The organism is Streptomyces sp. NPDC127119 (genome assembly GCF_042677425.1).
Taxonomy (GTDB): Bacteria; Actinomycetota; Actinomycetes; order Streptomycetales; family Streptomycetaceae; genus Streptomyces.
The window spans coordinates 1-20436 of the sequence record NZ_JBHXTO010000077.1; the positions used below are offsets into that span (position 1 = coordinate 1).

General features: G+C 70.0%; 20 protein-coding genes and 2 pseudogenes. 12 read left to right on the forward strand and 10 right to left on the reverse strand.

Going from position 1 to position 20436, the window contains the following annotated elements:
• The 4 genes and pseudogenes from ACFVH5_RS27520 to ACFVH5_RS27535 form a co-directional block, all read left to right on the forward strand.
• Positions 1-246, forward strand: a pseudogene (locus tag ACFVH5_RS27520) (AI-2E family transporter); the annotation flags it as partial.
• Positions 247-485: 239 nt separating this feature from the next.
• Positions 486-1826 (forward strand): hemolysin family protein, encoded by a 1341-nt coding sequence (locus tag ACFVH5_RS27525; RefSeq protein ID WP_385836418.1) that lies wholly within the window; start codon positions 486-488, stop codon positions 1824-1826.
• Entirely contained in the window at positions 1823-2842 is a 1020-nt protein-coding gene (locus ACFVH5_RS27530) for a hemolysin family protein (protein WP_385836419.1), read from the forward strand. The genes ACFVH5_RS27525 and ACFVH5_RS27530 overlap by 4 nt, the downstream gene beginning before the upstream one ends.
• A 279-nt stretch (positions 2843-3121) precedes the next feature.
• Positions 3122-4585, forward strand: a complete 1464-nt coding sequence (locus ACFVH5_RS27535; RefSeq protein WP_385836420.1) for a hypothetical protein — start codon at positions 3122-3124, stop codon at positions 4583-4585.
• A gap of 48 nt (positions 4586-4633) precedes the next feature.
• Here ACFVH5_RS27535 and ACFVH5_RS27540 read toward each other — a convergent pair whose 3' ends face one another.
• The 5 genes and pseudogenes from ACFVH5_RS27540 to ACFVH5_RS27560 all read right to left on the reverse strand — a co-directional run bounded on the left by ACFVH5_RS27540 (position 4634) and on the right by ACFVH5_RS27560 (position 8816).
• Entirely contained in the window at positions 4634-6004 is a 1371-nt protein-coding gene (locus ACFVH5_RS27540; RefSeq protein ID WP_385836421.1) for a sensor histidine kinase, read from the reverse strand.
• Positions 6001-6669 carry a response regulator transcription factor gene (locus ACFVH5_RS27545; RefSeq protein ID WP_385836422.1) on the reverse strand — a complete coding sequence of 223 codons (669 nt, stop codon included), beginning with the start codon at positions 6667-6669 and terminating at the stop codon, positions 6001-6003. The genes ACFVH5_RS27540 and ACFVH5_RS27545 overlap by 4 nt, the downstream gene beginning before the upstream one ends.
• 228 nt (positions 6670-6897) lie before the next feature.
• Positions 6898-7519, reverse strand: a pseudogene (locus ACFVH5_RS27550) (phosphatase PAP2 family protein); the annotation flags it as partial.
• Between the two features lie 23 nt (positions 7520-7542).
• A complete protein-coding gene (locus tag ACFVH5_RS27555; RefSeq protein ID WP_385836423.1) occupies positions 7543-8148 on the reverse strand; it encodes a phosphatase PAP2 family protein in 606 nt (201 codons plus the stop codon).
• Complete coding sequence (locus ACFVH5_RS27560; RefSeq protein WP_384811804.1) at positions 8145-8816, reverse strand: DedA family protein; 672 nt, start codon at positions 8814-8816, stop codon at positions 8145-8147. The genes ACFVH5_RS27555 and ACFVH5_RS27560 overlap by 4 nt, the downstream gene beginning before the upstream one ends.
• Positions 8817-8937: 121 nt before the next feature.
• On the opposite strand from ACFVH5_RS27560, the gene ACFVH5_RS27565 reads away from it, so the two are divergent.
• On the forward strand, positions 8938-9309 hold the full coding sequence (locus ACFVH5_RS27565; RefSeq protein WP_385836424.1) for a BlaI/MecI/CopY family transcriptional regulator: 372 nt from the start codon (positions 8938-8940) through the stop codon (positions 9307-9309).
• Positions 9306-10235: a M56 family metallopeptidase gene (locus ACFVH5_RS27570; protein WP_384811800.1), complete on the forward strand. Its 930-nt coding sequence runs from the start codon at positions 9306-9308 to the stop codon at positions 10233-10235. The genes ACFVH5_RS27565 and ACFVH5_RS27570 overlap by 4 nt, the downstream gene beginning before the upstream one ends.
• Before the next feature lie 99 nt (positions 10236-10334).
• On the opposite strand, the gene ACFVH5_RS27575 is transcribed toward ACFVH5_RS27570, so the two are convergent.
• A complete protein-coding gene (locus ACFVH5_RS27575; RefSeq protein WP_385836425.1) occupies positions 10335-11372 on the reverse strand; it encodes a sodium-dependent transporter in 1038 nt (345 codons plus the stop codon).
• Positions 11373-11463: 91 nt separating this feature from the next.
• On the opposite strand from ACFVH5_RS27575, the gene ACFVH5_RS27580 reads away from it, so the two are divergent.
• Positions 11464-12303: a hypothetical protein gene (locus tag ACFVH5_RS27580; RefSeq protein ID WP_385836426.1), complete on the forward strand. Its 840-nt coding sequence runs from the start codon at positions 11464-11466 to the stop codon at positions 12301-12303.
• A 29-nt stretch (positions 12304-12332) separates the two neighbouring features.
• Here ACFVH5_RS27580 and ACFVH5_RS27585 read toward each other — a convergent pair whose 3' ends face one another.
• The gene (locus ACFVH5_RS27585; RefSeq protein ID WP_385836427.1) at positions 12333-13580 is read right to left on the reverse strand and encodes a pyridoxal phosphate-dependent aminotransferase; all 1248 of its coding nucleotides are present in this window, start codon (positions 13578-13580) and stop codon (positions 12333-12335) included.
• 123 nt (positions 13581-13703) lie between these two features.
• On the opposite strand from ACFVH5_RS27585, the gene ACFVH5_RS27590 reads away from it, so the two are divergent.
• Positions 13704-14612, forward strand: a complete 909-nt coding sequence (locus tag ACFVH5_RS27590; protein ID WP_385836428.1) for a LysR family transcriptional regulator — start codon at positions 13704-13706, stop codon at positions 14610-14612.
• 669 nt (positions 14613-15281) lie between these two features.
• The gene (locus tag ACFVH5_RS27595) at positions 15282-15587 is read left to right on the forward strand and encodes a VOC family protein (protein ID WP_385836429.1); all 306 of its coding nucleotides are present in this window, start codon (positions 15282-15284) and stop codon (positions 15585-15587) included.
• Here the strand turns inward: ACFVH5_RS27595 and ACFVH5_RS27600 are convergent.
• The gene (locus ACFVH5_RS27600) at positions 15509-16045 is read right to left on the reverse strand and encodes a winged helix-turn-helix transcriptional regulator (protein ID WP_385836430.1); all 537 of its coding nucleotides are present in this window, start codon (positions 16043-16045) and stop codon (positions 15509-15511) included. The two genes, ACFVH5_RS27595 and ACFVH5_RS27600, sit on opposite strands and share 79 nt — an antisense overlap.
• A 114-nt stretch (positions 16046-16159) precedes the next feature.
• On the opposite strand from ACFVH5_RS27600, the gene ACFVH5_RS27605 reads away from it, so the two are divergent.
• Entirely contained in the window at positions 16160-16465 is a 306-nt protein-coding gene (locus tag ACFVH5_RS27605) for a putative quinol monooxygenase (protein ID WP_385836431.1), read from the forward strand.
• A gap of 103 nt (positions 16466-16568) precedes the next feature.
• A complete protein-coding gene (locus ACFVH5_RS27610; protein ID WP_385836432.1) occupies positions 16569-17336 on the forward strand; it encodes an SDR family oxidoreductase in 768 nt (255 codons plus the stop codon).
• Positions 17337-17470: 134 nt separating this feature from the next.
• Here ACFVH5_RS27610 and ACFVH5_RS27615 read toward each other — a convergent pair whose 3' ends face one another.
• Positions 17471-18715, reverse strand: coding sequence for an MFS transporter (locus ACFVH5_RS27615; protein ID WP_385836433.1), 1245 nt, complete (start codon positions 18713-18715; stop codon positions 17471-17473).
• A gap of 94 nt (positions 18716-18809) precedes the next feature.
• Between ACFVH5_RS27615 and ACFVH5_RS27620 the strand changes: the two genes are divergently transcribed.
• The gene (locus tag ACFVH5_RS27620) at positions 18810-19262 is read left to right on the forward strand and encodes a winged helix-turn-helix transcriptional regulator (RefSeq protein ID WP_385836434.1); all 453 of its coding nucleotides are present in this window, start codon (positions 18810-18812) and stop codon (positions 19260-19262) included.
• A 195-nt stretch (positions 19263-19457) separates the two neighbouring features.
• Here the strand turns inward: ACFVH5_RS27620 and ACFVH5_RS27625 are convergent, their stop codons facing one another.
• Complete coding sequence (locus ACFVH5_RS27625; protein ID WP_385836435.1) at positions 19458-19685, reverse strand: hypothetical protein; 228 nt, start codon at positions 19683-19685, stop codon at positions 19458-19460.
• Between the last annotated feature and the right edge of the window lie 751 nt (positions 19686-20436).

Genomic DNA, 20436 nt, shown 5'->3' on the forward strand with positions numbered 1-20436 from the left:
GTCGCCTTCGGATCCGTCATCGCGGGCACCGCCCTGCTCGGAGCCGTCGGCGCACTGATCGCCATCCCCGCCGTCGCCACCCTGCAGGCCTTCCTCGGGGCGTACGTGAAGCGGTACGACGTCACGGACGACCCGCGCGTCCAGGGCCACCCGAACAGGCGCTCCGCCATGGGTCTCGTCCCACGCGTCCGGAGGGTGGCGGAGGAGCGCATCGGGGCGTGGGGGCAGCGGCGGCGAGGCAGGTAGAGCCCCCTCGAACGTGGCCTCCGCAGTCGGTGCACGGAACCGCGGACCGAGTCCGGGCCCAAGAGGCGCGGGGAACCGAAGTGTGGCCAGAATCGTTTCCCGGGTTCCACCGCGATCAGAGGAGTGCCGACCTTGTCCGCCAGATCGACGGACCTCGCCGGGTGCAGTTCCCGGCTGCCGCGCCACGACGAGCGTACGAGCGGCGCACGGCGGGGCGCCTTCTCCTCTTCGATGCTTCGATGAGTACCGCGAGCGCCGTACTGGGCCTGCTCGCCGTGTTCGTGCTGACTGCCGGGACCGGCTACTTCGTCGCCCAGGAGTTCGCCTACGTCACCGCCGACCGGCTCGCCCTCTCCCGCGAGGCCGAGGCCGGGAACAAGCAGGCCGCGCGCGCCCTGCGGGTGCTTGAGCAGTTGTCCTTCATGCTGTCCGGCGCGCAGCTGGGCATCACCGTGACCGGACTGGTCGTCGGCTTCATCGCCGAGCCCTCCGTCTCGGCGCTGCTCGAACCGGCCCTGACCGGCATCGGGATTCCCGAGGGCGCCGTCGGTGGCATCTCCGTCGTGCTCGCCTTCGTGGGTGCCACGGTGGTCCAGATGGTGCTGGGCGAGCTGGCCCCGAAGAACCTCGCGATCGCCGTGCCGGAGCGGCTGGCGAAGGCCCTGGCCCCGTCCACGCTCGCGTACCTCAAGGTCGTCGGTCCTCTCGTGCACGTCTTCGACGGGGCGGCCAACCGCCTGCTGCGCAGGGTCGGCATCGAACCGGTCGAGGAGCTCCACCACGGCGCCACCCTGGAGGAGCTCGGTCATCTGATCGGCGAGTCCCACGGGCAGGGCGAGCTGCCCAAGGGCACCGCCGTGCTGCTGGACCACGCCCTGCAGTTCTCCGAGCGCACCCTGGACGAGGTGATGGTGCCGCGCGCCGATGCCGTCTTCGTCCGTACGGATGCCAGTACCAGCGAAGTCGTCGAACTGATCGGCAGGTACGGCCACTCCAACTATCCCGTCCTCGGCGACCGCCCCGATGACGTCACCGGCGTCCTGGGCGTACGCGAGCTGATGCGGTTGCCCACCGAGAGGTTCGGCTCCACCGCCGGCGCTCTCGCCCGGCGTCCGCTGCTCCTCCCGGACACTCTGCCCCTGCCGAAGGCTGTCGAGGCGATGCGGCAGCGGGACGACGAGTTCGCCGTCGTCCTGGACGAGCACGGCGGCGTGGCAGGTGTGGTCACCTACGAGGACATCGCCGAGGAACTGGTCGGGGACATCGCCGACGAGTCCGACGCCGTCACCGAACTCGCCGTCACCGACGCCGGCGGCTGGCGGGTGGACGCCGGACGGCGTCTGGACGAGGTCGCCGAGGCCACCGGCATCGCACTGCCCGCGGAGGACGGCTACGACACCGTGGCCGGCCTGATCGTGAACCGCCTGGGCCGCTTCCCCACCGTCGGCGACCGTCTCACCGTCGAGCTGCCCGGCGGGGGCGGCGTGACGATCGACGTTCTCACCCTGGACCGGCACGTGCCCGAACAGATCCGCATGGAACAGCTGCCCGCGGAGTCCCGTGAGGAGGGGCAGGCATGAGTTTCCCGATGGCGCTCTTCGTCACCGTGCTGCTGCTGATCGGCAGCGGCTTCTTCGTCGCGGCCGAATTCGCCCTGGTCGCGGCCAAACGCCACCGCGTGGAGAAGGCAGTGGCTCAGGGGCAGCGCGGAGCGAAGGCCGCGCTCGCCGGTATGCGTGAACTGTCGCTGATGCTGGCCGGTGCCCAGCTCGGCATCACCATCTGCACGCTGGGCCTCGGCTCGGTGTCCAAGCCGGCGATCTCGCACGAACTCGACCCGCTGCTGCACGACCTGGGGCTGCCCAGCGCACTCAGTTACGGCGTCGCGTTCGCCGTGGCGATGATCGTGGTGGTGTTCCTGCACATGGTGGTCGGCGAGATGGCCCCGAAGTCGTGGGCGATCGCCCACCCCGAGCGCTCGGCGATGCTGCTCTCCCCTCCCTTCCGGGGCGTGGTGAAGGTGGTACGGCCGCTGATCGGGGTGCTGAACCGGATCAGCAACGCTCTGGTACGACTGTGCCGGGTCACCCCACGCGACGAGCTGACCTCGGTGCACAACCGGGATCAGCTCACCCACCTGGTCGCGGAGTCGGAACGGCTGGGCCTGATCAGCGGGGCCGACTCGCAGTTGCTCACCCGTTCACTGACCGAGCCGCAGACCCCGGTGGGCGATCTCCAGGTACCGACCGCGGCGATCACTTCGGTCGACGGCGCGGCGGACATCGAGGAGATCCTGCGCGTCGCGTCCGACAGCGACCGCACCCGTCTGCTGGTCCGAGACGGCGACACCGTCCTCGGCTCCGTCCACGCCCGCGACGCCTTGGTGGCCCGCGCCCAGGGCCGCGCCGCCGCCGCCCGCGATCTGGCACGGCCGATTCCCGAACTGGGTGCGGATGCCACGATCGCAGACGCGATCGATCTCCTGCGGCGGCGCCGTGCCTCTTTGACGGTCGTCGTCGACGAGGACGGCCGTATGACGGGCATGGTGAGTCTGGACGACCTGCTGGCCCGTTTCTTGCAGCCGCACGCGACCTGACCGGCCGTCGCCGACTGAGCCGTGGGTGACGGGTGACGGGCAACGGGCAGCGTGCTCATTCGGCAGTACGGCCTGCTGAGGCTCTGACGACTTCAACGGCGCTGCCCGTCAACGCAGTTGGCGAATGTGAAGGAAATCCTCACTTTCCCCTCACCCGGTACTGAATCGTCCCTTACTCCGATACGCCATCATCTTCGCCAGCAGTGCCGGACCGTCGGCACTGCTGAGGGAGAGGACCCGGACAACGGAAGCGCGTGACCTCACCAGCAGGGAGGATTCATGACAGCAGGCTTTGCTGTGGAGCGGCACGTCGCTGTGCACACAGGTGACAGCCGTCGTCGGCGGCGGACACCCTGGCTCGCCCTCGTGGCCTGCGCCTACGCCGTCGTCCAGCTCGTGCTGGTCGTACCACGTACCGGCCACGCGCTCGGCTGGGACGAATCCGTCTACGTCTCCCAGTTCGATCCGCGCACCCCGGCCGCCTACTTCAGTGCCCCACGCTCGCGGGGCCTCAGCTACCTGACCGCACCGGTCGTGGCTCTCACCGATTCGGTCCTCGCCCTTCGCCTGACCCTGGTCGTGTTGTCCACCGCGGCCCTCTACTGCGCCTACCGCACCTGGCGGCCCCTGCTGGGAGACGCCACCGCCGCCCTGGCCGCGCTGCTCTTCGCCGGACTGTGGAGTGCCCAACTCGCAGGCTCCCAGGCCATGCCCAACCTGTGGGTCGCCCTCGGGGCCGTAGCGGTCGTCGGCTGGTTCCTGCGCTCCCCCGGCGAACCCCGCGCCCGCTGGTGGCTCGCGGCGATCCTTCTCGGCGTCACCCTGGTCCGTCTGCCCGACGCCGGCTGGCTGGCTCTGCCTCTGCTGGTCACCGCCGTGTGCTTCCGGCCGCGTCGGCATACCGTGCCGTACCTGCTCGGTGGCCTGGTACTCGGTGCCACCCCATGGGTCGCCGAGGCCTATCTGCGCTTCGGAGGTGTCACCGAGCGACTGCACCGGTCAAGTGCCACCGAGGGCGGCATGTCCTGGCACATCAACACCGCCAACGCATGGCACAGTCTCAACGGCCCCCAGCTGTGCCGCCCCTGCCACATCCCGCTGTCCCACCCCGAACTCACCGTGTGGTGGCTCGCGTCACCCCTCCTCGCAGCCGTCGCGCTCCTGGTCGCCGCGCACGACCGGAGGACCCGCCCCCTCACGCTCACCACCCTGCCCCTGCTCTGCGCCGTCGCGCTCTCCTTCCCGTACCTCTTCCTGCTCACCTACTCGGCCCCGCGGTTCCTGCTGCCCGTCTATGCCCTGTTGAGCCTGCCTCTTGCCGCGCTCGCCGCCCGCGTCCTCGCCACCGGTCGCCGTACGAGGCCCGTCATGGCCGTGGTCGTCCTGGTCGTCGGTCTGCAACTCGCCGGGCAGGCAGTGCTGTTGCCCGGAATCAGTGCGCGGGTGGCCTTGGTCTCCGAGCGCTATCGGACGGCTGCACACACCCTGAACTCCCTCGGACTGCGGCCGCCGTGCCTGATCACCGGCCCGAGCGCACTTCCCGTGGCCTACGCCGCGGGCTGTGCATCCGCCGAACTGCACGGGAACAACCGCTCGCTCACGCGTGCGGCACTGCTCGACCGCGCCGACCAAATGCCCTTCGCCGTACTCGTGCCCCGAGAACACCACCGGCCCCGGTACGCACACCACTGGATCCGGCACCGACTGCCGGGCACGCACTGGACCGCGTACACCCCGCGGTGAAGGGTCTTCGGGCCGCACCGCCGTGAGTCACGGGCGAGCGTGCCGCCCTCACCCCGGAGGCAGGCTGATGTCGAACCGCGCGCCGGTTCTGTGCCCGGGGTCGTGGGTCACGTCGCCGCCGGCGGAGCGGGCGAGGCGTCGGGCCAGAGCCAGCCCCAGGCCCGCCCCGTCGTGTCCGTCGCCGGGGTCGGCACGACGGCCGGGTTCGAAGAGCCACCCGGCGAACAGTGGGGGTACGCCGGGTCCGTCGTCGGTGACCTGGACCCGTACCCCGTCGGGTGTGCGGTGGGCGCGGACCTCGACCTGTGACTTCGCGTAACGGCAGGCGTTGGTGAGGAGCGGGCTGACGATGCGTTCGAGGAGGGCCGGTGGGATTCCGGCCACCAGAGGCGGTCCGTCGGCGGTGACCGTCAGGTGGAGCGGCGCGACCAAGCTTTCGGTGAGGCGTTTCAGTGTGGGTACGACCTCGGCTGTGCCCGGAGCGGTGAGCGTGCCACCGCGGGCGTCGTCCAGGAGGGTGTCGCAGATGGCACGCATGGAGTCGGCGGCATCGGCGATGATCCGGTGGGTGGTCCGAGTCTGGTCTGCGGTACGGGGGCGGGTGTGCCACCAGTCGAGTTCGGCGATGATCCGGCTCAGGGGCGTACGCAGCTCGTGCGAGAGTTCCCCGGTGAGCCGGCGCTCGTGGCGCAGGAGTGTGCGGATGCGGTCGAGCATGGCGTCCAGGGACGTACCGAGGGCGGTGAGTTCGGCCGGGTGGTGGCGGCTGCCGAAGCGTTCTTCGGAGGCGACGGCGCTCCACTGGGTGGCCTGGTCGGTCATCGTGCGGACGGGGCGCAGCGCACGGCCCACCGCCAGCCGTGTCAGGGCGTACGTGCAGACGAGCATCACGGCGTCCAGGGCGAGGGATCCCAGGAGCAGGGTGTCGGCCGAACTGCGGTAGGGGGCAAGACTGAGCGCGGTGACGACCGTCGCTCTGCTGCTGTTCTTGGACGTGGACGTGGACTTGGGCGTGGGTACGGGCTGGGAACACAGTCGCAGGGGGCCGTGGAACTCTGTCGTGACGCACCGCCGGCCGCCGCGATCGACGAGTGCGCCGGCGATACGGGTCAACCGTCCGGCGGCCGGTGGCTTTTCCAGCAGGTGCCGGTCGGCGTAGATCCACACGTTCGTGTCGAGGACGTCGTCGTGAGGGGTCTCCAGGACGCGTACCGTCGCCCCGCCGGTGTCGACGGTCGTCGCGACGGCGGCGGCGCGGGTGCGCAGTTCGTCGTCCGCCTGCTGCTGGAGGTGGTGCCGGGCCACGGCGTTGAAGGCGACGGTGAGGACCAGCATCAGCAGGGCGGCCGTGGTGAGGGCCACGAGCGCGAGCCGGCCGCGCAGCGTGCGGGGTGTCAGCCGGTGGCGGATGCCGCTCATGACAGGCGGTGGCCGACACCGCGGGCCGTACGGATCGTGTGGGCACTGCCCGCTTCTCGCAGCTTGCGGCGCAGTCGGGTCAGGTACTGGTCGAGGGTGTTGTCGTGGACCTGGGCGCCCTCGGGCCAGCCGGCCCGGACCAGCTCACGGCGGCGTACGATTCCGCCGGTGGCCGCCATGAGAGCGGCCAGGAGTCGGAACTCGGTCGGTGTCAGATCGACCGGCGTGTCCCGGATGCTGACGACGTGTCGGACGGCGTCCAGTACCAGGTCTCCGGCACTGACTGGGGACAGCGGCGCGGTCCGTTTGAGGGCGGCCCGCAGCCGGGCGGCGAGTTCGGCCAGATGGAACGGCTTGGGCAGGTAGTCGTCGCCTCCGGCCGAGAACCCGGACAGCCGGTCGGTGAGCCGGTGATGGGCGGTCAGAAAGATGACCGGGGCGGAGAAGCCGTTCGCGCGCATGGCCTGGCACACATCGCGCCCGTCGGCGTCGGGCAGCCCGATGTCGAGCACGGCGGCGGACAGGCCCGTGCCTGTGACGGCCAGCCGCAGGGCGGTGGCGCCGTCCGGCGCGGGCACGGGGTCGAAGTCCTCGTCGCGCAGCCCGCGCATCAGCACGTCACGCAGACCGTGATCGTCCTCCACGACCAGGATCGTCCGGCGCACGGTGCTCCTTCCGCTCGTGTTCTGGGCCCTTCCGCTCGTGTTCTGGGCCCGTCCGTTCTCGTGCCGTGTGCGTCTCTTCTCGTGCCGTGTGCGTCCGTTCTCGTGCCGTGTGCGTCCGTTCTCGTGCCGTGTGTGGACGGGTTGGCGCCGGACCTGTCTCCGCTGTCGTCCCACGCTGCGGGTTCAGGCATGGCGTGCCGGGAGCAGGCTGGCGGAGTCGCACGCGAGATGCGACGCACAGGCACACCCCCAGCCAGCCGAGGGCGAACAGCCATCCCCCGACGACATCGGTGAACCAGTGCACGCCGAGGTAGACACGGGTCAGCCCGACCAACGCGCCCCATACACCGACGACCAGGACGAGCGGTGTGCCACCGCGTGGGCCGCGCATCCGGACAGCGATGATCAGCAGTCCCGCGGTGAGGGCCGCGGTGGTGGTGTGCCCGGACGGGAACGACCATCCCGAGGCATGCGTCTGCCAGTCGGTCAGGGGCGGTCGTGGCCGGGCGACGAGTGACATCACCATGTACCGCAGCGACTGGCCGACCCCCAGACAGGCCAGACAGAGCGCGACGGCGAGGGTGCGCTGCCGGAGTGTGCGTCCCGCGATGATGCCGGCCAGTACGGCCAGTGCGTACGCGATGACACCCGTCCCGGTGGCGGTCAGCCCGCGGGCGAACGCCACCGCCATGTCCGGCCGGTGGCCCACGGACCAGGCGAGAAGGCCCCTGTCCGGGGACAGCGGCACGCCGTCGTGGCCCACCACGACCATGGACAGCACGCCGAACGCCGTCCACGCCCCGAGGGCACAACTGCCGGCGACTCCGGCAGCGGTCGGTCCGGCGCCGATCGGTCCGGCGACCGCGCCGGGCTTCACGGCGCCACCAGCAGCGGACGCAGACGCGTAGCCGTGAGCCGCAGGGCCAGGGCCCCCAGATGCCCGCGCAGTACGGACATGACGACCAGCCCGGTCAGGGCGCCCACCACGACCCCGGCCGCCACGTCGTGCGGATAGTGCGCGCCGACCCAGACCCGTGAGACCGCCATCGCAGCGGCGGCCACAGCGGCGACCGCGCCGAGCCGACGGGAGACGAACATCAGGGCGACGGCCGCCGCGGCGGCGACGGCCGCGTGATTGCTGGGGAAGGACCAGTCGCCGGGCGCCGGACACGCCTCCAGCGTGGTCACCCGCAGGCTCCGGCAGGGCCGGTCCTCGCGCACCACCAGCTTCAGCACCGTATCGACTCCGAAGGCGACGGCCACGACGACCGGCACGGCGAGTGCCGTCACCGACGCGGCGGCGTCCGCCCGCCGGGCGAGCCACCAGCCGATGGTCATGAGCACCACGAACAGGGCGAGCCCGTACGTCGACCACGCCGATACCGTGTCGTTCAGCCATGCGGGAGCGTGCCGGGCGAGACCCACCACGTCGAGGTAGGCCCGGCCGTCGACCGGCGACCCGTCGAAGGCGAGGATCATCCGCGGGCCTCCTTCGTCTTCGAGGCCCGCCGTGAGCGGTACACCTCGGAGGCCAGCGGGATCAGCGACAGAGCCACGAGCAGCGCGACCATGGGCAGCAGATACCGGTCCACGTTCGGTACGGAGGAGCCCAGGGCGTATCCCGCCAGCGTGAGACCCAGGCTCCACACCAGGCCGCCGGCCACCTGCCAGACGGTGAAGGTCCGCACCGGCACACGCAGGGCGCCCGCCATCGGGTTCAGGACCGTGCGCACCACGGGCACGAAGCGGGCCAGGACGATCGCCTTCGCGTACCCGTAGCGCTCCAGCAGTTCCTCCGCTCGCTCCGCGCCCTGGCGCAGGCGGGCCGAGCGGCTGCGGGCGAGCAGGGCGCCACCCGCTCTGCGGCCCAGGAGATAGCCGCACTGCGAGCCCGCCAGCGCCCCCACCGCCGCGGCGACCAGGAGCGGGGCGAGGGACAGCTTCAGACCGCGGTCGGCGCCGCCGGTGCACAGCAGACCTGCCGTGAACAGCAGTGAGTCGCCCGGAAGGAAGAAGCCGATCAGCAGTCCGGTCTCGGCGAACAGCACCACACCCACCCCGAGCACGCCGAACGCGGAGAGCAGGGAACGGGCATCCAGCACATTGACGGCAAGCTGCGACGATGGATACATGGCTGTGGTCAGCATCGAGAGCGCCCTTCCTTTTCCCGGCCGGCGGACATGGCGGGGCAGCGACAACCGGCGATCGACTACAATCCAGTAGACGGTCTATTGCACTGTAGACGATCGCGAAGTGAGGAACGTTCCCATGACCGACGCGAGGGACGAGAGGCGACCTGCCGGCGAGCTCGAAGCCGCCGTCATGGGCGTGCTGTGGGCTGCGGGGATCCCGCTCACACCCGGCGGCGTACAGAGCGGACTCGGTTCCGAACTGGCCCGTACGACGGTGACGACGACGTTGACGCGGTTGCACGAGAAGGGTGTCGTCAGCCGTGCACGACAGGGCCGCGGCTATGCCTACAGCCCCGTACAGGACGCACCCGGCCTGACCGCGCGGCGCATGCACTCCGAACTCGACCGGGACACCGACCGGGAGACGGTCCTCGCCCGCTTCGTCGCCCAGCTCGCTCCCGGCGACGAGGAGCACCTGCGCCGGCTACTGGAGGGCGACGCGCGATGACCGCCCTGCTGCTCGTGCCGCTGGTCCTTCCCTTCCTCGCACCGATGGCGGCCCGCAGAACCCTCGACCGTCTCGTACCCGCCACCGCGCTGTGGGTGCTCACCGCCTCGGCCCTCGCGCTGGCCGGAGTCTGCGTCGCCGCTCTCGGTTCCCTGGTCCTGATCGGCCTGCTCAAGTTCCCTGTCTTCGCGGCCCTCGGGGAACTCGTCCATCCCCTGCGAAGCCCCTCGGACCTCCTCGTCCTGCCCGCTGCCGCGGCGGCCACCGGAGTGCTGGCCCTCAGTGCCTGGACCGTCGTGTGCTCCGCCCTGCGGCAGACCCGTGACTTCCGTACCGCCCGGCGGCAGGCGGACAGCCGCCCCGCCGCCGGTGACCTGTGCGTCGTCGACTCGCCCCACCCGGACGCGTACGCCCTTCCCGGACGGCCCCACCGCATCGTCGTCACGACCGCGATGCTGCGCAGCCTGGGACCTGCCGAGCGTGAAGCCCTGTTCGCCCACGAGCGGGCTCACAACCGGGCCGGCCACCACTACCATCTGGCCGTCGCCGAACTCGCCGCCCACTGTCATCCGGCCCTGCGCGCGGTCCGCGACGCCATCCGGCTTGCCGCCGAGCGGGCCGCCGACGAGAGCGCCGCCGGCGTCGTCGGTGACCGTCATCTGATGGCGACGGCCATCGCGCGCGCCGCCCTCGCGGGCCACGACTCGCAGTCCGCCCGCCCGGATTTCGCGCCCGCGGCGACGACCGGGCCGGTTCCGCGACGCGTCACCGCCCTGCTCCAACCCGTCGCCGTGCGCTCACGGGCCGCGCGCTGGACCGCGTTCCTTCTGGTCGCCTGTACGGTCCTGTCCGTCGCCGCCGGGGCGGTCGGTGTCGTCGACTTTCACCACGAGGTCGAGGTCGCGCAGGGCGAGGAAAGCCCGTAACCGGCTCGGGTGACCCCGGCAGCCCTGGTCCGGGCGCGGCACCGGCGTCGGCGTCGGCGTCTGTAGGAAGCGGCCGACCCACGGGACGGCCGATGGGGGTCAGGGTCGCACTGTGGGCGCGGAGTCGTGCTTGCCGCGGGTGACGATGCGGTTCGCGGCGGTTTTCTGCAGCAGCCCGTACGCGAGGACCGGTAGCAGCAGGTGTGGTTTGTCGGGCAGGGACGTGGTGATCAGGACGGCGCTCGCGCTGCTGTTGTTCATGCCGCAGGCGAGCGTCAGTGACGAGGCGGCACTCGCTTCGAGCCGCAGGACACGTGCTGCGGTACGGCCGAGGGCGAAGGAGAGCAGACAGACCAGCGCCGCCACCGCCGCAGCGGCGACGAACAGCAGAGGGCGCGGCCGGGCCAGCGCGGAGCCGAGAGCCCCGCTGGCGTTCACGTAGGTCAGCAGCAGCGAGCCGGTCATGGCCACGGGCGCCACCGTCGACTGGAGGCGGGAAAGCCACCGCGCGGGCAGGGCCAGCGCCCCCAGAAGACCTCCCGAGCAGGGCAGGACCACGGAGGTCAGACCGAAGCCGCCCTCGATCAGGCGGCCGGTGCCGGCGAGGGTGTGTGCGTAGCCGCCGCTGAGCAGAGGTGCCAGGGCCTGCAGGAGGAAGGGGGTGGTGAGCGGGCTGAGGAGGGTGGAGGCCAGCACGAGGCCGACCATCGTCGGCTGGTCGCCGTCGCCCTTGTCCGTCCACACGGTGGCCCCCGCGGCGACGGGCATCGCCACGATGAGGATCATCGCCGTGAGCAGTCCGCTGCCGCCGTCGGTATCGGGCGTTCGCCTCAGCAGGAAAGCGACGAACGGCACGACCGCCAGCGGGATCGCGAGGTGCAGCACGAGCCCGGCGAGCAGGGCTGTCGGACGCCGCAGCAGACGGCCGAGCGCGCGGACGGGGACCTGCAGCCCGGCCGAGAACAACACCAGGGACAGCAGGAACGGCGGGACGATCAGTGTCAGGTGCGTCGGCGGTAAGGCGCGGGGGCCACGCAGCCATAGGCCAGGACCGGGCAGGAACAGAGCGAGGGCGTAGGCGAGGACGACGGCGCGTCCGAGCCGGTGGCGCAGCCAGGACGCCGCTTGGGTGTGCATGCGTCCATCGTCATCAGGCCGGATCCGGCAGGTCGCGGAAGCCGCGCGGCAGTCAGGATGTGTTCAGGTAACCGCTGGCAGCGTCTCGCCCATGACGTACGAACTGTCCAACACACCCGAAGCCGAACCGGGCGGGAGTCCTCTCTCCAGCCCCTCCCATCGACTGCGCTGGAACAAGGTCCCCGAGGTCACCGCCTACTTCTGGATCATCAAAGTCCTGTGCACCACCGTCGGCGAGACCGCGGCCGACCTCCTCAACGAGAAGGCCGGTCTGGGCCTGACCGGTGTGTCCCTGCTCATGAGCGCGCTGCTCGCGGCCGTCCTGGTCATCCAGTTCCGCACGACCGGGTACCGAGCGGGCGTGTACTGGCTCGCCGTCGCCTTGATCAGCGTGGTCGGCACCCTGATCAGCGACAACCTCACCGACAACATGGGCGTACCGCTGGAGACGAGCACCGCGGTGTTCGCGATCCTCCTCGCGGTCGTCTTCGCCGTCTGGTACCGGCGCGAGCGGACCCTGTCGATCCACAGCATCGACACCCCGAGCCGTGAGTCGTTCTACTGGCTGGCGGTCCTGTTCACCTTCGCCCTGGGCACGGCGGCCGGCGACCTCGTCTCCGAGCGGATGAACCTCGGCTACTGGCTCGCGGCTGTCCTGTTCGCCCTGGCCATCGGCGCCGTGGCGGTCGCGCACTTCACGCTGGGACTGAACGCGGTGTGGAGCTTCTGGATCGCCTACATCCTCACCCGCCCCCTCGGGGCCTCGATCGGCGACTACCTCTCCCAGCCGACCGGAGACGGCGGAGTCGGCCTGGGCACGGTCGTCACCAGCGCGCTGTTCCTCACGGTCATCCTCGGCCTGGTGGTCTACCTGGCGGTGACACGCAAGGACGTCACGGAACGGCCGGGGGCCGCGCGGCGGGCGATCTGAGCGGCGCTCCGCTGTACAGCTACTCGCTTCTACGGGCGCGTGAGTGTGGTGAGTGCCTCGCTCAGCCGGTCGAGCGCGGCACTCACCCATGGCAGGTCCTCGGGCGAGTCGGCCTCCAAGGTCGCCAGACGCTCGCCGGGCGTGGTCCCGTACAGGAGGCTGGTGGCCAGTCGGAGGGTCAAGGCGGTTTCGGAGTCGCCGAACGCGCTGCCGGGCAAGGTGGCGATGCCATGGTGGTCGAGGAGTGCGGTGGCGAGGCCGGTGCTGGTGGTGATGCCTTGCCGGCCGAGTTCGGCGCGAGCGGGCGCGAAGTCGGGGTAGAGGTAGAAGCCGGCCTGGGGCGGGCGGCAACCGGCGCCGACGGCCGTGACGCGCTGATACACCGCAGCCGCGACGCGGGCATGCACATGTCGTGAGGCGGCGATATGGGCGGTGACCTCCGGAAGGTCGGCCAGGGCGTGGGCGGCCACCCTCTGCATCGGGGTGGCCAGGCTGGACCAGACCTCGCTGGCGATGCCGGTCAGTTCGCCGTGCAGCCTGCGCCCCCAAGGGCTGTCGGGGGTACGCGCGAAGCCGATCCGCCACCCGCCCAGGGCGAGGGACTTGCTCAGGCCGGTGGTCACGACGGTGCGGTCGGGCAGGCGCCGGACAGGGCTGGGCGCGGTGCCCTGATGGCAGAGCTCGGCGTAGATCTCGTCGCTGACGACGGCCAGGCCGTGGCGTTCGGCAATGGCGCAGACCTCGTCCACCTGCTCCGCCGACGCCACGGTGCCCGTGGGGTTGTCCGGCACGGTGAGCACCAGCACACCTGGCTCGGCACCGTCGGCGACGGCCTGCTTGAGGGCTTCTTCGAGCAGTGCAGGGTCTGGGATGCCACCGGCTTCCGCGGGGACGGCCACGGGGATGACCCGACGGCCGAGGAGCGCGGCCTGGGCGGCGTAGGAGACCCAGGACGGGCAGGGCAGCACCACGTCTCCGCCGATGGCGGCAAGCAAGGCGAAGATCAGGGGCTTGCTGCCGGGGGCGAAGAGAATCTGCTCCGGCCGCGTGGGCAGGCTGCGGCGTTCGAACCAGCCTGCCGCGGCCTCGCGGGCCTCGGCCGTCCCGGCGACCGGGCTGTAGTGGTTGTGGTGTGCCGAGCCGGCGAGCACCTCGGCCAGGCCGGGGGGAATCGGCAGCCCGGCTTCGCCGAAGCCCAGGTGCAGGACCTCGTGCCCGGCTTGTCGGCGGGCATGGACGGCCTCATCGATGGCGAGTGTGGCGGAGTGGGTGGTCACAGTGATGCTCCTGGAGGGGGCGGGGCCCGAGACGTCGACGGGATGCCGGGATCACTTCCACACTGCCGCAGCGATAGCGTTGGATAAAGCGCGAGTATGTGGCCCTCACTTTAAGGAGTCCTGATGCTGGATCTGCGTCGGCTGGAGATCCTTCACCGCTTCGCCGCGCGGGGCACCATCACCGCGACGGCCGCCGAACTGGGTTACTCGCCTTCCGCCATCTCCCAGCAACTGGCCGCACTGGAACGCGAAGCGGGGGTGGCACTGCTGGAACGCACCGCACAGCGCGCCAACCTGACCGACGCGGGACGCGAACTCGCCGAGCACGCCGGACGGATCCTCGCCGCCACGGAAGCCGCCGCGAGCCGAATGCGGGTCCGGGCCGGGACCGTGGCGGGCCGGGTGGCGCTCAGTTGCATTCCCGGGCTGGCCCCCGTCCTGGCTCCCCACCTCGCCACGCTGCAACGCGACCATCCCGAGTTGAGCATCGTGGCCCACGAGACGGGCGCTCCCACGGCGGCCGCCGCGGTTCTGGATCGTAGCTACGACCTCGCCGTGATCGACCACTGGGCAGCCGAACCCCCGGCCCAGGTCTCCGGTCTGGTGGCGCACCACCTGCACAGGGAGGAGATCGTGGTGGCCGTCCCCGTCGGCCACGACCTCGCGGAACGGCCCGGCCCTGTCACCGCCGCCCGTCTGCGCGATGCCGTACGTGAAGAGACGTGGCTGTGCGCACCACCCGGTCGTCTGTCCCGGCTGGCAGGGGACGAACGGCTGGCCGCGGCCGACGCCTCGCCCCTGCGCCGTTGGGAGTTCGAGGGCCTCCACGTGCAGGCCGCCGTGGTGGCCACCGGTACCGGCCTCGCCCTCCTGCCCGCCGAACTGGCCGCCGAGCACGCCACCATCACGGCCCTGCCGCTTTCCCCACGCATGCACCGCACCATCCAGGCCCTCACCCGCCGCACCGCGAGCGAGGACCCCGCCATCAACGCCTGCCTGCGTGCTGCCCGGGTTGCCCTTGACGGCCGCTGACTGGGCAGGCGGAGGCATCAGGCGCCGCAGCAGCGCCCTGCACGACCCGGTGCTCGCTGCTCGACATCTGTTCGCCCAGAGGTCTCGGCCCGACAGCCGTTCACGGCGGGGGCTGGTCAGTTCACCGTACGCAGCACCAGCCGCACAACCGCCATGATCCCTCGCCAGACCCAACCGAGCAGTCCTCCCGCCACAGCGAGATCGACTGCGTCCGCAGCAGCGTCCATCCGGTCCGACCTGGATCGGCACTGCGAGCAGTCACGGGGCCAACTGCGCTTTCGGGCACCGCACTTCTTGCACGTCGCCATAACCTCGTTCTCTCCTACCGCCGCATCCGATCCGCGTCGCTAGCCTCCCTGACCGGGGCGGGAACCCACATCACCCCGGAGAAGGACCTGCTCATGCACCCAGGGGTATATCTGGAGCGTGCTGGATCACCGGGTGCGCGTGCCACGAGAACGAGCGCGTCCGGCTGCATCCTTCAAGCTGAGTACACATATCGGCGGCGTAGGACTCAGATTGAGGAGCCAACCGCCGGCGCCGCGACAGCCAAGGCGGCCGACACACGCGGTTCGACGCGACGATCTACCGTCGCGTCGACGAAGTCGAGCAGACCATCGACCGGCTGACCGGGGCCCGTTCCGTCGATCACGGACCATACTGGCCGACGTGCCCTTATCCCTGCACCACATAGTCATCGACGCCCATGACCTGCCCGCCCTGGCCCGGTTCTGGTCTGCGGTACTGGGCTGGCGGATCCTGTCCGAACGGGAGCGGGAGGTCGTGATCGGGCCGGACGAGAACGCGCCGGTGGGTATCTGCTTCATGCCGGTGACTGACCGCAAGGTCGCCAAGAACCGGCTGCACCTTGATCTGACATCTGCCGCAGAAACCCCTCAGCGCGATGCGCGCGGCGCCGAAATCGGTTCGAGCAGGCGGCGCGGGGTGTTGATCGCGGTGGACACCGGATCCTGAACGGAGTCCGACGGCTGGAATCCGGGGCCGGTCTCCAGCCGGATCTCCGGAACCGGCACGACCGAACCGCACTCCTGGCAGCGCCCCTCGGGATCGATGAGGCCCCCGTCCTGGTCGTGGCGGAGGACACGCTTCGGTCCGTCGGGGGAGTAAAAGGCCTCGCCCCAGTTCATCAGAGAGTGCACCACCGGCCACAGGGCGATGCCCTTGGCGGTCAGCCGGTACTCGACGCCGCCCGCGCTGCCGTCGTCACGTGTCAGTACGCCCTCCTGCACCAGGGACTTGAGTCGCGAGGTCAGGACGGCGCGCGGGATCCCGAGCTGCGTGGCGAAGTCCCCGAACCGGCGCACCCCGTAGAACGCGTCTCGGACGATCAACAGTGTCCAGCGCTCTCCGACGACCTCCAGTGTTCGCGCCAGCGGGCAGTTCCGGTCCGCGTAGGTGTTGGGGAGCGTCATGCGCCGATTCTAACAGAGCTAGTTCACTCACTGAACCGGTGCGTGCTACGGTGACGAGGAGAGCAGTTCAGTCAGTGAACTGCCTACATCGTCCAGCTTGAGGAGAGCGGCCCCATGTACCAATTCCTGGTTTCCTTCACCGTCCAGCCGGAGCACCGCGACGACTTCGTCGAAGCGGCGGCGCGGACCGCGCGCGACTCCCTCGCGAACGAGCCCGGCTCACACCGGTTCGAAGTCATCGCCGACGAGGAGAACCCCGACGTCTTCTATCTGAACGAGGTCTACGCGGACGTAGATGCTTTCAACGCCCACGCCGGTGGTCCCTACTTCGCGGCGTTCTTCACGGAGGCCAGTACGTACGCCGAAGGCCCGACGTGGCTCATGAAGGGCAACCTCGTCGGCGACAAGGCTGCCGCCTGAGCAGATCGCCTGGCCAGGTCGACTCCCAGCCCGATCGACTCCCGGCCCGATCGACTCCCGACCGGGTCCGTCCGCCCACCCCCTTCGAACCAGGAGGTTCACCATGTCGTCCGTACTCGTCACCGGCGCGTCCAGAGGTATCGGCCGGGCTGTCGCCGTCGAACTCGCCGACCGCGGCCACCGAGTGGTCGCCACCGCACGCCGTCCGGAACAACTGGCAGACCTCCCCGTAGATCGACGGCTGCACCTCGACGTCACGGATCAGGAAAGCGTCGACCAGGCCATGAGGGACGCCGGCGACATCGACGTACTGATCAGCAACGCAGGGGACACCGTGCGCGCACCCCTGGAGAGCGTGCCGCTCGCAGAGGTCGAGCGGCTCTTCCAGCTCAACACCCTGGGGGCGTTGCGGGTGGTGCAGGGCGTCCTTCCTGCGATGCGAGAAAAGGGAGCGGGCCGTCTCGTCTTCATCTCCAGCATCCAGGGGCGCCTGGTGCTGCCGATGATCGGCCCGTACGGAGCCAGTAAATGGGCGCTGGAGGCGCTCGCCGAGACGCTCGCCATCGAGACGGGTCACTTCGGTGTCAAGGTGAGTGTCATCCAGCCCGGGGCGGTCTCCTCCGGTGGCGCTGAACGCGCCAAGGTGTTCGTGAAGGAGAAGGACCCGTACGCTCCGCTGCTCGACATGCTCGGTGCCCTGCGCGGCGAGTCGGTCACTCCGGAAGACGTGGCCTCCGCAGTGGCCGACACCGTCGAACAGGACGAACCTCCCCTGCGCGTACCGGTCGGCGCAGCGGCCGAGCGCGTACTGGCGGCCCGCAAGCAGGCCCCGGAGAACAAGCCTTTCCTGGCGACTGAAATCAACTGGTAGCAGACGTCGGCGGCGAGTTCGGACAGTTCACCCACCGGCTGCGGCGGAAGAGCGCGAGGTACGGAGCCGGCGTGCCGGTGATTCCCCTGAGGAACTGGCCGCTCTTCTTGATGGCGATATGGAAACAGTCAGGGTTACTCCTCGCCCACCCGGCCGGCCAGAGCCCACAGCGCGAACCCGAAACAGCTGAACGCGGCCCCCAACGCACATACGGCACCCCAGCCGATCAGCGTGTAGAGGAAGGTCGCGGCGAGGGCCCCGGTGGCGCTGCCGATCGAGTAGAAGACCATGTATCCGCCGATCAATCGGGTGCCCGCGTCCGGGTGTTGCGCGTAGATCAGGGTCTGGTTGGTGACGTGGACCGCCTGCACGGCGAGGTCGAGCAGGATCACCCCGACGACCAGGGCCCAGAGCGAGTTCCGGGTGAAGGACAAAGGCACCCACGAGACGACGAGCAGCGCCAGGGCGATGCCGGTGGTCCGCCGGGAGAGTCCACGGTCGTTCAGGCGGCCCGCCGTCGTGGCAGCCAGCGCGCCGACGACACCGATCAGTCCCAGCGCGCCGATCGCGCTGTGGGACAGGACAAACGGGGCCTCGCTGAGGGGTAGCGCGATGCTGCTCCACAGAGTGCTGAACGCGGCGAAGATCAGCAGACCCAACAGAGCCCGGAGCCGCAGCAGTGGTTCCCGTGCGAACAGGGTGATCGTGGAGCGGAGCAGCTGCCCGTAGGGCAGGGGTGGCCGCCCAGCGTCAGTGTGGCGCGGCAGCGCTCGGTGCAGGACCAGCGCGAGCAGCGCGGTGAGCAATGCCGAGGCGAGGTAGACGGAGCGCCAGCCCGCGAGATCGGCCAGGAGACCGGATGCGGTGCGGGCGAGCAGGATCCCGATGACGACGCCGCCGGTGACCAGACCGACGACCCGTCCGCGCTCGGCGGGAGGGGCCAGCGATGCGGCGAAGGCCACCAAGGTCTGCGTGACGACCGCGAGAATTCCCACGGCGGCCATGCCCGCGAGCAGAACCGCTGACGCGTGGGCGGTGGCTACCACGGCCAGGGCCACCACGAGGAGCAGCAGTTGGGCTGCGATGAGCCGTCTGCGGTCGGCAACGTCACCCAGCGGCACGAGGAAGAAGAGTCCTAGCCCGTATCCGACCTGTGTGAGTGTGACCACGCTGCCGACGAGCCCCGGGCTCATGGCGAGGTCGTGGCCCATGGTCACCAGGAGCGGCTGGGAGAAGTAGACGTTGGCCACGGCGGCCCCGCTGGCGACGGCGAACAGTACGACGACACCACGGGACAGGACGAACGAGGATGGTTCCCCACTTCGGTCCGCGCTCCAGCCCCTGGTTCGTCGCGTCACAGCCTCGCCATTGCCGGGCATCAGCAACCCTCCACACATCTGGTTTCATATTGCTACCACTGGCGAAGGTAACTATTTTGGTAGCATGTTGCAACCGTCACGAGAGAGGAACGCCATGGTGACCAGAACACGCTTCGACGACAGCGACTGTCCCGTCGCCCGGTCGGTGGACGCGATCGGCGACTGGTGGTCCCTACTGATCGTGCGGGACGCCTTCGACGGAAGCCGGCGCTTCGGGGAGTTCCAGCGCAGCCTCGGCGTCGCGAAGAACATCCTTGCCACGCGACTGCGCACGCTGGCCGCCGGCGGTGTCCTCGAATCCGTCCCCGCCTCGGACGGGAGCGCCTACCGCGAGTACGTACTCACCCCGAAGGGCAAGGCCCTCTTCCCCGTCATCGTGGCACTGCGGCAGTGGGGCGAACAGAACTTCTTCGCACCCGGCGAACCTCACTCACAACTGGTCGACCGCCAGCAGGGGCAACGCCTGCGCCCACTGGAAGTACTGTCCGCGGACGGGCAGCGGCTGAATCCCGATGACACCACTGTTCATAAGGTCTCCGCCGAGTGATCTGAACGGAAGAGCAGGAGCTGGTGCGCTGCTGGAGGGGCAAGCCCCCCGAGTTTCACCATCGCCATCGCGCCATCGCCATCCGGCAGATTCCGCTTCGTCGGCCGTGCGGGCACGCGGGTGGTCGTCCAGCTTTCCTGGGCGAACCGGGCCCATCCACGAACGCTGGAAGCGCTGACGCCGAAGAGATCGCCCTTACCGCCGCCCGCCGCGCTTGCGGTAGAACTGCACGACCTCCAACATGGCCGTCCACACGACGAGCAGCGAAATGGCCAACCACAGGACATCGCTCCATGAGTCTCCCAGCCAGTAGTGGGAGAAGACAGCGGCGCCGCCGAAGCCGAGCACCGCCAGACCGAACCTCGCCCGACGGCGTGGCCACGGGGCACGCGACCGCCCGGTCGTCAAACGTTCATCCGACATGCCCAACTTCGTAACACGAAGGGACAGTTCGCGTACGAGACCCGTGTCGTCCAAGCGTGCGCCGACACCAAACCAGGTCCTGGCCACCCTGGACCGCAATCGGAACCGCCTCCGTACTCGCCGGGAACCGGTTCACCGTCCCCGGCGGCTCCCCGACGACCCAAGTCAGTCGGGCATGCACGGGAAATGGCGCCGCTTCCTCACCGAACCGGACGGCGCCGACGGGTCCGCCGCGCCGGGCGATGCCGTACGCGGGCAGTACGCCCACCGAGCACAGCACCTCCGGCCGCACCAAGGCCGACCCTCCTTTGCACGAGGGAACCAGGTCGCCGCTGTCCATCCCCTCCCCCGTCAAAGAAGGGGAGAAATCCGGCATGGCAGACCCCGTCCGCGTCCGGCGAGTGCCGGACACGTTCTACACCGCCCGGGTCCCGGACATCTGTCCAGCGAACGTCACCGCGCCCCTCGACGACGTCGACAACCAGTGTGACCGCGGCCTGGCTGCAGTGATGGCGTGCGGCCGGGTAGACCAGGTTCCCCATGACCTCACGCCAGTCATGCCAGTCACGGACGACGCGGCCGCAATCAGGGCCAGGCCCACGTCCCGACCCAAGCCCTGCCCTGCCCTGCCCTGCTACATGACAGACAGCAAGCCGCAGCCGCCAGAAGTGTGCGAGTTCTTCGTTCGGATGATTCAGGACTTCAGTCAGCACGTGGCCAGATCGTCGACACCAGTTCCTTCAGGCGCCGA

What these genes read in the sequence shown, in the direction of transcription:
- ACFVH5_RS27575 (WP_385836425.1), bottom strand. Translation starts at nt 11,372, where the DNA reads ATGCACACCCAAGCGGCGTCCTGGCTGCGCCACCGGCTCGGACGCGCC.
- ACFVH5_RS27625 (WP_385836435.1), bottom strand. Translation starts at nt 19,685, where the DNA reads ATGTCGGATGAACGTTTGACGACCGGGCGGTCGCGTGCCCCGTGGCCA.
- ACFVH5_RS27535 (WP_385836420.1), top strand. Translation starts at nt 3,122, where the DNA reads ATGACAGCAGGCTTTGCTGTGGAGCGGCACGTCGCTGTGCACACAGGT.
- ACFVH5_RS27605 (WP_385836431.1), top strand. Translation starts at nt 16,160, where the DNA reads ATGTACCAATTCCTGGTTTCCTTCACCGTCCAGCCGGAGCACCGCGAC.
- ACFVH5_RS27610 (WP_385836432.1), top strand. Translation starts at nt 16,569, where the DNA reads ATGTCGTCCGTACTCGTCACCGGCGCGTCCAGAGGTATCGGCCGGGCT.
- ACFVH5_RS27620 (WP_385836434.1), top strand. Translation starts at nt 18,810, where the DNA reads ATGGTGACCAGAACACGCTTCGACGACAGCGACTGTCCCGTCGCCCGG.
- ACFVH5_RS27560 (WP_384811804.1), bottom strand. Translation starts at nt 8,816, where the DNA reads ATGCTGACCACAGCCATGTATCCATCGTCGCAGCTTGCCGTCAATGTG.
- ACFVH5_RS27570 (WP_384811800.1), top strand. Translation starts at nt 9,306, where the DNA reads ATGACCGCCCTGCTGCTCGTGCCGCTGGTCCTTCCCTTCCTCGCACCG.
- ACFVH5_RS27600 (WP_385836430.1), bottom strand. Translation starts at nt 16,045, where the DNA reads ATGACGCTCCCCAACACCTACGCGGACCGGAACTGCCCGCTGGCGCGA.
- ACFVH5_RS27540 (WP_385836421.1), bottom strand. Translation starts at nt 6,004, where the DNA reads ATGAGCGGCATCCGCCACCGGCTGACACCCCGCACGCTGCGCGGCCGG.
- ACFVH5_RS27565 (WP_385836424.1), top strand. Translation starts at nt 8,938, where the DNA reads ATGACCGACGCGAGGGACGAGAGGCGACCTGCCGGCGAGCTCGAAGCC.
- ACFVH5_RS27530 (WP_385836419.1), top strand. Translation starts at nt 1,823, where the DNA reads ATGAGTTTCCCGATGGCGCTCTTCGTCACCGTGCTGCTGCTGATCGGC.
- ACFVH5_RS27590 (WP_385836428.1), top strand. Translation starts at nt 13,704, where the DNA reads ATGCTGGATCTGCGTCGGCTGGAGATCCTTCACCGCTTCGCCGCGCGG.
- ACFVH5_RS27555 (WP_385836423.1), bottom strand. Translation starts at nt 8,148, where the DNA reads ATGATCCTCGCCTTCGACGGGTCGCCGGTCGACGGCCGGGCCTACCTC.
- ACFVH5_RS27525 (WP_385836418.1), top strand. Translation starts at nt 486, where the DNA reads ATGAGTACCGCGAGCGCCGTACTGGGCCTGCTCGCCGTGTTCGTGCTG.
- ACFVH5_RS27580 (WP_385836426.1), top strand. Translation starts at nt 11,464, where the DNA reads ATGACGTACGAACTGTCCAACACACCCGAAGCCGAACCGGGCGGGAGT.
- ACFVH5_RS27615 (WP_385836433.1), bottom strand. Translation starts at nt 18,715, where the DNA reads ATGCCCGGCAATGGCGAGGCTGTGACGCGACGAACCAGGGGCTGGAGC.